The organism is Virgisporangium ochraceum, assembly GCF_016863655.1.
GTDB lineage: Bacteria > Actinomycetota > Actinomycetes > Mycobacteriales > Micromonosporaceae > Virgisporangium > Virgisporangium ochraceum.
Genome location: NZ_BOPH01000082.1, coordinates 29,590 through 40,193, shown reverse-complemented (window position 1 = coordinate 40,193; position 10,604 = coordinate 29,590). Strand labels below are relative to the sequence as shown.

Sequence of the window (10,604 nt, the reverse complement as noted above, 5' to 3'; positions counted from 1 at the left end):
GCATGTGGTCTCCGACGGTCCTCAACCGGCGGGACCGGGCGGGAACGGTGCCTGTTCGGCGGCGGACATGGTCTCCACGACCAGGTCCGGATCGTCATGCGCCTGCTCCAACAGAAGCGGCGGCACCGGCACCGGAGCCGCTCCCCGGCCGGGTGCACGTGGCCCGTAGTCCTCCCTGAGACGGCCGAGCCAGCTCTTGCGCAACCGCACCACCCGGTAGAACGGCGTCACGTCGCGGCCGACCCACTCCAGGCCCAGGAAGCTCCGCCGCACCACCGCCGCATCCGTCGCCAGATCGGCGAGCCGGAGGGGGGCGCCGAGCGTGGCCGACACACGCAGCTCCGCCGACGCCCCGTGCCGTGCCGCCGCCAGCACCGTGCCGCTCCGCGCCGCGACGACGTCGGTGACGGCGAGAAGTCCGTCGTCCCAGCCACCGGCCCAGTAGCGTCGGACGAGTGCGCCCGCGAGCCCCACCGTGTCGCTCACACCGGTCTGGGTCAAGCCGTGAAAGACCACGAGAGCCGTCGAGTCACGGTGGAACTCGATGGATGCGCCGGCATCGGCTTCGGCGAGTGCCGAGAAGCCCTGCGCGCTCCCGCCGGCGGCCTTGAACCTGACCACCGCGGAGCCGTTGGCGTCATAGGTGAACTCGCTCGGCGGCGATCCCGCTTCGCACCGCACATCGATTCCGCGTTCGGACAGCGTTCCCGCGCTGCGCACGACACCGGCGGTCAGCCCGAGGACGTGGCCCACGCGGACCGCTGTCGACAGCGGCCAGGTCACCCACCAGCCGCGCCACGGATCACGCATCGCCCGGGCGTAGACCTCATACGAGTCGGCCATCTCACCCTCCTCGAGGTGTGCCGCTCGTTCGATGATCTGGCATCGCGATTCGACCGACCTGACAAGCGTTCGACAACTGACCGACAATTAGGTCCGGGAGGCGACCACCGTCAGTTGAGCGAGCCCGTCATGCCGCTGTAGACCTCGGTCGCCTCGCAGAAGCCGACACCGAGGCGCTGCGCCAGCGCCAGCGCCTCGTCGATCTTCCGAAGCTCCAACGCCCAGTTCGACGCGCCCAGCTTGGCCTCGGCTCCGCTGATGATCGCGTCGCGGCCGTCGCGGAGGGCGGTGCGGGTGGCGGGGACCCCGGCCGGCGCGACGTAGCCACCGACCATGTAGTTCCCGATGATCGTGGCCTCGCTGGTCCACGGCAGCTGGGGGAACTCGGCGGCGAGCGGTCCCAGGAGGTCGTCGGGTGGCCCGAAGCCGGCTTCCGGGAGGCCGCCCGCGTCGAGCAGGTAGGTCGGCCAGGTCCTGCCGCGCGACATCCAGCCGGGAACGAGGAAGGACGCGACATGCAGGAGCATGTACACCGTCTCCTGCGCCAGGACGTCGGCCGGCTTGAGCTCCTCGCCGTTCCAGGTCAGCGTGGTCTCACCGGCCCGCAGCGCCGCGACCGACGACCGGAGGACCCGCGGCCGCCAGCTGAACGACCCGGTGAGACCGGCGTCGTCGGGCAGGGTGCCGCTGGTGTCGGGACGCACGGCCGCGACGAGGGCGGGATCGAGCCGGGCCACCATCTCGCGGGCCAGGTCGTCGACGCCGTCGAGCGGCGTGTTCAGGTAACGCACCGCGAGGTCGGCGACCTCGTCGGGCTCGTCGGCCACGATGAAGAAGGGCCGCCCCCACACGTGCAGCATGCTGTCGAACGCGTCGACCCCGGTGTCACGCGTCGCCCGCGCGACGCCGAGCGCCCAGCTCTTGGCCCGGAACCGGACCCGCCGGAGCCTCACCGCACGCTGCACCAGGTCGTCGATGTCGTCGTCGGCTCCGTGCCCGGCGATGTACGGCAGGACGCGGTCGTGGAGGAGCGCGACGTCGACCGGATGGAAACTCGTGTCGTAACCCACGGGCCGCGACCATACCCCTCGTCGTCAAGGCGGGGTGGCCGATCCGGTCAGGTGTCGTAGTAGCCGCTGTCCCAGGGCTCGGTGAACGCCATGTAGTCACCGGGCTCGATGGTGACCCACCACCGGTCGTCGTCGTCCTCCGGCGCCCGCGGGACGAGACCGAAGGTCGTGCCGAACCGCTCGACCGCAAACGGCTCGACCTCGATGCGCGCGAACGTGACGTCACCGAGGTCCCGCAGCCTGCCGTCGAACGCCGCCCGGGCCGCGGCCCGGTCCATCGTGTCGCGGGGCCCGAAGGCGTCGATCCTCGCTTCGAGGAAGCGGCCGTCGGCGTCGAACAGGAACAGCGCGACGAACTCCTGGCCGTCGTTGCCGTCGTGGGTGCCCGGTTCGAACGGCCGCGTCAGGAAGAACTGCCGTCCGTCGGCCGTGTGTCCCACATGCTCGGCATGGTGGTCGTCGTGCTCTATGGCAAGCCGCCGCGGCGGTCCGCTACTCATCCGACCATCCTCCACGTCGAGCCGGCTGACGTGGTGCGCGCGGTACAGTGTCATCCATGCCTGGCCCCGACTCGGAGGTGATCGCGGTGCACCCGGTCTTGTGACGGCCCCATCCCGGGGCTTCACGGAGCCGAAAGGTGCCCGTATGAGCAGGACCGACAAGACCCGGCCGCGATGGGTCCGGATGGCCGAGACACCCGGCCTGACGAGCGTTCCCGTGCACGATCACCGGTTCGGGCCGTGCACCCTTCCCGAGGAGATCAGCGCCGAGGCTGTCGCCGGTGCCGCGCCGCGTGGCCGCTGCTACTGGGTCGGCGGCGGCTACCACGTACTGAAGTGCGACGGAGGTAGCTGCAGCCGCGAACGGCAGATCTGGCGCCGGACGGCCAACCGCCAGGACCGCCAACGGATCCGTCGCGAGCTCCGCGACTACCGCGCCGAGGACTGACACACGGCTGGGACTGACGTACACGCCTACGCGGCGGGGACCGGCCCGCAAGCACTGTCGCATGTGGACGGTCCTCGCCGCTGGACGGCGTCAGCCGGCCAGCTGTTCGACCCAGAACACCGCCTTGTGGCACTGGTTGACGGCATAGCTGCCGACCCCCACGACGTCCGAGCCCAGGCGCCGGTTGTCGCGCAGGTCGAAGTATTCGACGAAGGCGGCCTGGTCGGCCACGATCCCGAACCGGACGACGGGACTCAACTCGGTCCCGCTGACACCTCTGCCCGGGTACACGTTGCTGGCGCCGCCGCGGGCGAACGAGGCCACCACCCTCGTGCCCGGTTCACTGGTGCCGAGCACCTCCACCCGCCCCGTGCATCTCGGGTCCGCGTGCGCGGGTGCGGCTCCGACGACGACAGCCGCCGGCACGAGGAGCGTCGAGACAAGGACCCGCCGGGTCCAGCGTCGCATCATGGTCATCACACGTCTCTTTCCTAGAGTTCCCAACCTCGGATCCACGCGACTTCGGTGATGGCACTCCTTCCGTTTGCCTGGCCCTGGTTGTCGTTCTGGATGGTGACGTGGCCGGCCGGCATGCGACACAGGTCCGCCAACGAGGCGCAGTCGAACTCGTACCAGAGGGCACCGTCGATCCATCCGGCCATCCGGGTCGCCGTCCATTCGAAGGCGACGTTGTGCCACTCCGAGGTCCCGCCGGGGGCGCATCGCTCCGGCAGCTGTTCCTGGCGCTTCGGAGTGTGGTCGGGATAGTGGTGGAACCCCGTGAAACAACGGGCACCGGCCTCGTGCTCGCGCCAGTCGTACTCGCCCAGCGCCGGCCACTTCGGTTCCTCCACGTGCGGCCAGATGATGAACAGGCTCATCCATCCCGAGCCGCTGGACCGGACCCGGCCCTCCCACCGTCCGTAGGTCTGGTTCTTCCTGTGGGCCACGCCGCAGGTCCGGTTGTCCGGTTCGGAGACCAGCCGCAGCATGCCGCCCGACACCCGGCACTGCCCGGGCTGCCGGTTGCCGTGCTGGTTGGTGGGATCGTCGTAGGCCCCCCAGTCCGGACCGAGCGCCGTGCCGTCGAAGTCCTCGCTCCAGGCGGGCGTTCCCCAGTTCTGCGTCGCCGCGGCCGTCGCACCGTCGCCGGGCGGGGTGCCTCCGCCGCTCGACGGCGGATCGGTGGGACCCGACGGGGACGCCACCGGTCCGGTCGAGGTGCCGTTGGTGTTGGCCGTCACGCGGGCCGCCTCGCCGGCTCCCGTCGCGGTGCGGGGCGTGAGGGTGAACGTGTAGTCGAACCCGGCCACCAGGATGTTGAACGTGTGGGTGCGGGCGGTCGCCGGAAGGACGGTGCTCCACGGGCCGAAGCCGTTGTCGTCGGTGCCGTCGCGGGCGACGGTCCAGCCGGTGGCGTCGGCGCTGCCGCCGGTCCAGTCGATTCTGACCTGATCGGGATTGAGCACCGTCGCCGTCAGGCCGTACAGGCGCGCTGCCGCCGACGCGGACGCCGGGGCGCTGCCGGGGCCCGGTGCGGGACCGGGCGACCCGGAGGCGGAGGGCGCGGCCGTCGGGTAGGCGCCGGCGGGCTGACGGTCCCACGTCGCGAGTCCGACCGCCGACACGACGACCACGACGAGGGCCGCGGCGACGAACACCTTTCGCCGGTTGCCGGGCCGGGGACGCCGCGGCAGCTCGAACTGTGGCTCTTGCCCGAGGTCGAGAAACAGGTCCATCGGGCGAAACTAGGACCGGGCGGCCGACGACAACGCGATAGCGCCGCTGATGTGATGAAGAATTAGCGTCGTGCGGATCCTGCTGGTGGAGGACGACGACCGGTTCGCCGGGGTCCTCACCGGTGTGCTCCGCCGGCTCGGACACGACGTCACGCACGCCGCCACCGTCGCATCGGCCCTGGCCGCGCCGGAGGTCGACCTGGTCCTGCTGGATCTGGGCCTGCCCGACGGCGACGGCTTCGCGCTGTGCCGGCGGTTCCGTGAGCGCGGCGCCGTGGGCATCGTCGTGCTGACGGCACGCGACGGTGAGCCGGACCGGGCCGCCGCGTTGCGCGCGGGTGCCGACGACTACCTCGTGAAGCCGGTCGACGTCGCGACGCTCCGGGCCCGTCTCGACGCGGTCGCGCGGCGACCGTCGCGTCCACCGGTGGTCGGGGCCGTTCGGGTGGACCCGCACACGCGCGAGGCGTTCGTCGACGGCGTGCCGGTCGGTTTGACGGGTACGGAGTTCCAGCTGTTGGCGCTCCTGCTGGCCGAGCCCGGCGCGGTGGTGACGCGGGAGCGCCTGCTGGCCGAGGTGTGGCCGACAGGCCGGCGGGTCCGGTTTCGCACGCTGGACACGCACGTCGCGGCCCTGCGCGCCAAGCTCGGCGACCGCGTCGCCCTCGACACCGTGCGCGGAGTCGGTTACCGGCTGGGCTGACCGGTCGGGCCGGCGGCCACGAGAGCGGCGAGCGTCAGGAACGCCGACTGCGTCGACCGGCCGGGTACGGCCGGACCCACCCGGGCCGAGTGGGCCAGCTCCCGGTCGTACGGGACGGTCACGAGGTTGTCCGCGCGCAGGCCGAGCTGCTCGGTCAGGTCGCGCACCGCCCTACCCGCCGATCCCGACGCGGTGCGCACCGCCGCGACGACCGGCTCGACGGGGGCGTCGTCGGGTCGTCCGTAGCGGGCGCGGCGCAGGCCCAGGCGGACGTGTTCGACGGACTCCGGCCCCGTTCCGGTCACCACGATCACCCGATCGGCGCTCGAGATGGCGGCCTGCGCGACCGCCGACGCGTCGTTGCCCACATCGAGCACCGTGAACGTGTGCCGGTTGGAGAGCCGGTCGACGAGGTCGAACAGGTCGTCGACGGTCGGGTCCGCCTGCCGGGAACGCAGGTCCACGGCTTCGAGTCCGTTTACGCCGGCGTACCGGCCGAACGCCGGATCGGGGTGCACCGACACCACCGCCGCGGTGTCGGCGCGCAACGTGGCGAGAATCGTCGCCGTCGCCCGGGCGGTGGTCGAGGCACCGACACCACCCTTGCCCGCCACCACGGCGACGATGCGGTGCCGCGCCTGCGGATGCCGCACCCCGCTCGTGATCCACCGTTGCACGTGGAGAGCTTCGATGCTGCCGGTCTCGGTGACGCCGGCCGCGAGGCCACGCAGTGCGGCCGCGAGGCGGACCCACCGGAGGTCAGGGCGCCGGGTCGGCACGAGCACCTCGTCGACCAGCGCCGCTGTGGCCTGTGCCGCTGTAGCCTGTACCTTTTTGGCCTGTACCTTTTTGGCCTGTGCCTCTGGGTGTGGCGCGCCGGCCCCGCCCGCGCTCTCGCCGGCCATCGGCAGCAGTTTATAAGTCGGGTATAGGATCCGTCCATGCGGCGCAGGCTCGTCGTCACCGTCGTCGGCTTGGTCGTCGTTGTCTACAGTGGACTCGCCATCCCGCTGGCGTTCGTGGTCGGCACCCCCTCGACGGCGGTGGCCCTGGGCGTCGGGGCACTCGTCGTGGCGAGCATGTCCGGTGGCGTCGCGGTCGCCCTGTACCGGTGGATCGCCGTCCCGGTGCGGGTTCTCGGTGACGTGGCGCGCGCCGTCGGCGACGGGCAGTTGGACGCCCGCGTGCCGATCGGAGCGGGTCCGGCCGAGGTCCTGTACGCCGGCCGGTCGCTCAACACGATGACCGAGCACCTCGCCGAACTCGTGCAGCGCCAACGCACCTTCGCCTCCTACGCCAGCCACCAGATCCGCACCCCGTTGGCCACGCTCCGGCTGTGCGCCGACAACCTGGAGCCGGCCGTGCGTGAGGAGGGCCGGGCCGACCACCGCATGCTCGCCCACGAGATCGGGCGGCTCACCCGCATCTGCGACTCGCTGCTCGCCTACGCGCGGGCCGAACGGCTCGCCCGTCCCCGGGCCGTCGACGTGTCGGCGCTGGTCGACAACCGCTGCTCGGGGTGGCAACAGGCCGCCGCGGCGCGCGGGGTGACGCTGGTGCGCGAGGGGGCCGCCGGCGTGCGCGCGTTCACCGCCGCGGAGGTGCTGGACCAGGCCCTCGACGCGCTGATCGAGAACTCCATCAAGTACGCGGGCGCCGGCAGCACCGTCACCGTGCAGGTGCGGCAGCCGTTCGTCAGCCACGTCGACATCCAGGTGACCGACGACGGGCCGGGCATGTCGCCCGTCGACCTCGCCCGCGCCGGCCGGGCGTTCTGGCAACGCCGCCAGGACGGGCCCACGGCCGGTTCCGGTCTGGGCCTCACCATCGCCACGGCGCTTGTCGCGACGGCCGGTGGCCGGCTGCACCTGAGCCAGGCCCGTCCGCACGGTCTCACCGCCCGGATCCGGCTACGCGCCGTCCCGGCGGGCCGCTCCGGCGTGGGGGCGTAGGCCGGTCGTGGCGCCGGGCTTCGCCTACCGTGGCGGCGACGTGGGCGAGGGCCCGCTCGTCGCGGCGACCCGGACCGAGCAGGCCCAACCCCGCATCGTGGCCGTCCTGTCGGGCAGCGGTGGCACCGGCACCACCGCCACCGCGATCGGGCTGGGCCTGGCGCTGGCCCGTAACCGCGCCGACAAGACCGTGCTCGTCGACGCGCACGCGGGTACGCCGTCGCTCGGAACCGCACTGGCGCAGCGGCTCGCGCCGACGCCGGCCGAGATCGCCCGGGATCCGTGGGGCGCGGCCGCACTGTCCACTCCGGACGGTCTGTACGTCGTCGACGGCCTCCCCTGGGCGGCGCCGCTGGACCCGCGCGACATGCGCGACGCGCTCGGCGTGCTCACGGCCACGTACACGTTCGTCCTCGTCGATGTCGGAAACGACCTGTCGGCGCCGGCGCAGGCCGCGCTCGACGACGCCGACCAGGTCGTGCTGGTGGTCCGCCCCGGGCCGACGGCCCGGCCCGCCGCCCTGGCCGCACTCGACCGGCTCGCTACCGGCGGTCCCGGCCGGCTCGGCACGGTCGCGGTGGCCGTGGTCGGCGACCGGTCGCCGCTTCCGCGCGGGGCGTCACGGCGGGCCGTCGCGGTGCCGCACGACCCGGGACTGGCCGGACGCACCGGCATCGCGGCGCAGCGGCTGCGGCCGGCGACGTCGCGGGCCTACCTGGCCCTGGCGGCCCGGGTCGCCGTCACGACCCCGGCCGCGAAGAACTAGCGGCCCGCGCGACCCCGGCCTAGCAGTCCGCGAGTCCCCGCTGCTCGACCCGCAGTTCGTCGGCGACGACCGCCGACGGCGGGATGGCCGCCGCGTCGGCGTAGGAGCCGTTCGCGACCTTGTTGCCGCCCCAGAACCGGCGTGCCTCCTCGACGTCCATGATCAGCAGATAGACGGTGTAGAGGTGCCCGTCCGCGGACGAGCCGAACCAGATCCGGGTCGTCCACGTCGACGGCGTGTTGCCGTTCTGCGCGCCGTCGACGTAGAAGAAGTAGTAGGTCCCGTCGCTCGGGCTGGTGCGCCGGTGCGCGGTGAGCAGGGTCTTGGTGGGCGCGACGCTCGACCGCCCCGACACCCGCTCGCAGTGGTCGACGGCGGCACCGTCGCTGATACCGGTGAACGCGGCGGTGTTGGCGTAGGACCGTCCCGGCGGGGTCGCCGTGGTTCCGGGCACCGTCGGCTGGCCGCCCGGCTGACCGCTCGGCGTGGCCGCAGTCGTCGACGGCGGCGCCGACGGCACGCCGCTCGGGGACCCGGCGGGCGGGGCCGGCGACGCGGTCGCCCCTCCGGCGGCCGCCGGCGGGGTGGCCGGCCGGTCGCCGCCCGTCGAGTCGGCCCGTCCGTCGAGGGCGCCGGGCAGCCAGTAGGCCGCCACCGTGACCACGACCGCCGCCAGCAGCACGGACACGCGGAGCATGGCCCGCCGACGGTAGGAGGACCAGCCCGACAGGGTGCTCGACGGGTGATCGCCGGTCCCGGACCGGGGCCCGCCGGACCAACTGTCTACTGTGGACATTATCGACGGACACCTCGCCGGATCATCCACCTACCATAGGCGAGTTCCGATGGCGCGCTCGCCGACCGGGCGTCATCCGGGCGAAGCGTCACGGAAGCGTAAGAACATCGTCATGATCGATTGGTGCATACCAGCGCGGATCGGGCGTACTCGTCGACGCGCAGGATCGCCAGAACCTGGAAGCAGTAGTCCTGCCCGGTGTTCAGGCCCTGCAACGTCAGCGACGTCGCGCCCGGGTCGAGCACCTTCTGCAGCGTCAACGGGGTGCCACGCGGGCCGCCGACGACCGCGAACTGCGCGCGCTTGCCGGTGGCGTCCGACCAGGTCACGGTGATCGTCGATCCGTCGTCGGCGAGCTTGACGTCGGTCGGCGCGCCCTCGCCCGTCACCCGCATCGGGGGGACGGCGGCCAACGAGTTCGCGGGTACCGCGCCGCCCGGGTCGCCACCGTCGCCGGTCGGCCAGAACAGGAACCCGGCGAAGCCCACCATCGCGGCCACCGCGAGCCCGAGCAGCAGCGTCCTCCAGGACCGGTGCCGGGGCGGCTCGTCGAGCCACGGCGGGTCGTCGCCGAAGGCATCGGGGTACCCGTCCCGCGCACGGTCCGGCTCCGGGTACGCGGGGTCGGTGCTGTCGGTCCCCCGCCGTTCGCCGTCGTCGGGCCCGGCGGCGCCGCCGTGGGGGCCGTCGCCGTCGGGGTCGTCACCTCCCCAGCGGTAGGAGCCGCCGGTGTCCGGATAACCGGTGTCGTCGGCCGGCGGGCTGGGCGGTCGGATCGTCGCGCGCGGACCGTCCGGCGGGCGCGGCTCCTCCCGTGCGGGCTCGGCGTATCCGGGAGCGGCCCGCACGCCCGCCGGCAGCACCAGCGACCCCTCGATGGCGTCGTCCGCGAACGGCGGTGGCTCCGGCCGCGCCGGCGCCCCCGCCACGTACTCGCCGTGGGCGCGCAGGATCTCGGCGAAGGCGTACGCGCTGGGATGCCTGTCGTCCGGGTCCGGCGCCAGCCCGCGGTCCAGTTCGAACCACAACCATTCGGGGACGTCGTCGCCCGGCGTCCCGGGACGCCGCGCCTGGCCGACCGACCCGGCGGACACCGGCTGCCCGACCAGCAGATGTCCCATCGTGGCCGCCAGGTCGAACAGGTCGGACGACGGGCTCTCCTCCGCCTCGACCAGCCGGTTGGCCACCGGCACCCGCGCGATGCCGAAGTCGCTCAGCGCCGGCCCGGTCGCGGCCCGCAGGATGTTCGACGGCCTGACCGCGCCGTGCACCACCCCGACGTCGTGCGCCGCCTGCAGGGCCTCGGCGATCCGCCACCCGACCAGAACCGTCTCCTCGACCGACAGCGGCCCGAGCCGGTCGACGATCCGCTCGTAGCTGCCGTCGGGACAGTGCTCCATGACGACATACGGGTTCCCCCGGGCGGTGACGCCGGTGTCGAGGATCTCGACGATGTGCGGATGGCCCGACAGGAGCACCGTCGTCGTCAGCTCGCGCCACGCGCGGGCCCGCTCGGCCACCTCGTGGTCGACCAGCAGCACCTTCACGGCGACGCGCCGGGCGTCGCTGTCGCGCACCGCCTCGAACACCAGGGCCGTGTCGGTGCGGCTGATCGTCACCAGGTCGCGGTAGCCGGCAAGGCCCGGACCGCGTTCCACCGCCGTCATCGCCCCACCCGCTCCCCGTAAGTCGATCCAACACACAATAAGCTTCATACAACATAGCAACAAAGAGCGGTCGACGTCCCCGCCGCGCGGGTCAACGGGACGTTAACAACGGCAACGGTC

General features: G+C 72.8%; 12 protein-coding genes. 4 read left to right on the top strand and 8 right to left on the bottom strand.

Going from position 1 to position 10,604, the window contains the following annotated elements; translation table 11 throughout:
* Positions 1–21: 21 nt before the first annotated feature.
* From Voc01_RS27820 to Voc01_RS27810, 3 genes are all read right to left on the bottom strand, one after another.
* Positions 22–843, bottom strand: a complete 822-nt coding sequence (locus Voc01_RS27820; RefSeq protein WP_203930526.1) for a hypothetical protein — start codon at positions 841–843, stop codon at positions 22–24.
* Positions 844–953: 110 nt separating this feature from the next.
* Positions 954–1,913, bottom strand: a complete 960-nt coding sequence (locus tag Voc01_RS27815; protein WP_203930525.1) for a hypothetical protein — start codon at positions 1,911–1,913, stop codon at positions 954–956.
* A 47-nt stretch (positions 1,914–1,960) separates the two neighbouring features.
* Positions 1,961–2,413 (bottom strand): hypothetical protein, encoded by a 453-nt coding sequence (locus Voc01_RS27810; protein WP_203930524.1) that lies wholly within the window; start codon positions 2,411–2,413, stop codon positions 1,961–1,963.
* 145 nt (positions 2,414–2,558) lie between these two features.
* Here Voc01_RS27810 and Voc01_RS27805 point away from each other — a divergent pair, with 145 nt between their 5' ends.
* Complete coding sequence (locus Voc01_RS27805; RefSeq protein ID WP_203930523.1) at positions 2,559–2,861, top strand: hypothetical protein; 303 nt, start codon at positions 2,559–2,561, stop codon at positions 2,859–2,861.
* Between the two features lie 90 nt (positions 2,862–2,951).
* On the opposite strand, the gene Voc01_RS27800 is transcribed toward Voc01_RS27805, so the two are convergent.
* On the bottom strand, positions 2,952–3,338 hold the full coding sequence (locus Voc01_RS27800) for a hypothetical protein (RefSeq protein ID WP_203930522.1): 387 nt from the start codon (positions 3,336–3,338) through the stop codon (positions 2,952–2,954).
* Positions 3,339–3,352: 14 nt separating this feature from the next.
* Entirely contained in the window at positions 3,353–4,600 is a 1,248-nt protein-coding gene (locus tag Voc01_RS27795) for a family 16 glycosylhydrolase (protein WP_203930521.1), read from the bottom strand.
* A gap of 70 nt (positions 4,601–4,670) precedes the next feature.
* On the opposite strand from Voc01_RS27795, the gene Voc01_RS27790 reads away from it, so the two are divergent.
* Positions 4,671–5,303: a response regulator transcription factor gene (locus tag Voc01_RS27790; RefSeq protein WP_203930520.1), complete on the top strand. Its 633-nt coding sequence runs from the start codon at positions 4,671–4,673 to the stop codon at positions 5,301–5,303.
* Here the strand turns inward: Voc01_RS27790 and Voc01_RS27785 are convergent.
* Positions 5,288–6,208 carry a MinD/ParA family ATP-binding protein gene (locus Voc01_RS27785; protein ID WP_203930519.1) on the bottom strand — a complete coding sequence of 307 codons (921 nt, stop codon included), beginning with the start codon at positions 6,206–6,208 and terminating at the stop codon, positions 5,288–5,290. The two genes, Voc01_RS27790 and Voc01_RS27785, sit on opposite strands and share 16 nt — an antisense overlap.
* Before the next feature lie 36 nt (positions 6,209–6,244).
* On the opposite strand from Voc01_RS27785, the gene Voc01_RS27780 reads away from it, so the two are divergent.
* Positions 6,245–7,255, top strand: a complete 1,011-nt coding sequence (locus Voc01_RS27780; protein WP_203930518.1) for a sensor histidine kinase — start codon at positions 6,245–6,247, stop codon at positions 7,253–7,255.
* 40 nt (positions 7,256–7,295) lie between these two features.
* Complete coding sequence (locus Voc01_RS27775) at positions 7,296–8,021, top strand: MinD/ParA family ATP-binding protein (RefSeq protein WP_203930517.1); 726 nt, start codon at positions 7,296–7,298, stop codon at positions 8,019–8,021.
* A 19-nt stretch (positions 8,022–8,040) separates the two neighbouring features.
* Here the strand turns inward: Voc01_RS27775 and Voc01_RS27770 are convergent, their stop codons facing one another.
* Both Voc01_RS27770 and Voc01_RS27765 read right to left on the bottom strand, forming a co-directional pair.
* Positions 8,041–8,718, bottom strand: a complete 678-nt coding sequence (locus tag Voc01_RS27770) for a hypothetical protein (protein ID WP_203930516.1) — start codon at positions 8,716–8,718, stop codon at positions 8,041–8,043.
* A 209-nt stretch (positions 8,719–8,927) separates the two neighbouring features.
* A complete protein-coding gene (locus Voc01_RS27765; RefSeq protein ID WP_203930515.1) occupies positions 8,928–10,484 on the bottom strand; it encodes a protein kinase domain-containing protein in 1,557 nt (518 codons plus the stop codon).
* Positions 10,485–10,604: the final 120 nt, after the last annotated feature.

What these genes read in the sequence shown, in the direction of transcription:
- Voc01_RS27820 (WP_203930526.1), bottom strand. Translation starts at nt 843, where the DNA reads ATGGCCGACTCGTATGAGGTCTACGCCCGGGCGATGCGTGATCCGTGG.
- Voc01_RS27810 (WP_203930524.1), bottom strand. Translation starts at nt 2,413, where the DNA reads ATGAGTAGCGGACCGCCGCGGCGGCTTGCCATAGAGCACGACGACCAC.
- Voc01_RS27805 (WP_203930523.1), top strand. Translation starts at nt 2,559, where the DNA reads ATGAGCAGGACCGACAAGACCCGGCCGCGATGGGTCCGGATGGCCGAG.
- Voc01_RS27800 (WP_203930522.1), bottom strand. Translation starts at nt 3,338, where the DNA reads ATGACCATGATGCGACGCTGGACCCGGCGGGTCCTTGTCTCGACGCTC.
- Voc01_RS27795 (WP_203930521.1), bottom strand. Translation starts at nt 4,600, where the DNA reads ATGGACCTGTTTCTCGACCTCGGGCAAGAGCCACAGTTCGAGCTGCCG.
- Voc01_RS27785 (WP_203930519.1), bottom strand. Translation starts at nt 6,208, where the DNA reads ATGGCCGGCGAGAGCGCGGGCGGGGCCGGCGCGCCACACCCAGAGGCA.
- Voc01_RS27780 (WP_203930518.1), top strand. Translation starts at nt 6,245, where the DNA reads ATGCGGCGCAGGCTCGTCGTCACCGTCGTCGGCTTGGTCGTCGTTGTC.
- Voc01_RS27770 (WP_203930516.1), bottom strand. Translation starts at nt 8,718, where the DNA reads ATGCTCCGCGTGTCCGTGCTGCTGGCGGCGGTCGTGGTCACGGTGGCG.
- Voc01_RS27765 (WP_203930515.1), bottom strand. Translation starts at nt 10,484, where the DNA reads ATGACGGCGGTGGAACGCGGTCCGGGCCTTGCCGGCTACCGCGACCTG.